Genomic DNA, 356 nt, shown 5'->3' on the forward strand with positions numbered 1-356 from the left:
TTGGCTTCGTATGGTATTAAGCTGCCTTCGCAGCGAATGGCGGAAGAAAAAGCCAAAGAGCAGGAGTTACAGCAGCCAGAGGTTGCTGAAGTTGATGCCTGGCAGAGTATCCCGCCTGACGAGCAGGATGCTGCGGAACAGGCACAGCTTCGTGAAGCGTTCCTGGCACGGGAACAGCAGCGTTACGGTGAAGAGTTTGCTGCTGACGATGAAGAAGCGCTGGAACAAGCGGCGCTGGCGCGCCAGTTCGCTGAGCAGCAGCAGCAACGTTATGCTGCCGAAACGCCAGTCCAAAGCCCAACCTTTACGCTTGATACCTCCGGTGCTTTCGATTTCTCACCCATGGACGATTTGGT

At 55.6% G+C, this 356-nt stretch carries 1 pseudogene; it reads left to right on the forward strand.

Going from position 1 to position 356, the window contains the following annotated elements:
- Positions 1-356 (forward strand): annotated as a pseudogene (locus tag WH277_RS01265) (cell division protein FtsK); the annotation flags it as partial.

The organism is Erwinia sp. MYb416 (genome assembly GCF_037479575.1).
GTDB classification, from domain to species: Bacteria; Pseudomonadota; Gammaproteobacteria; order Enterobacterales; family Enterobacteriaceae; genus Erwinia; species Erwinia rhapontici.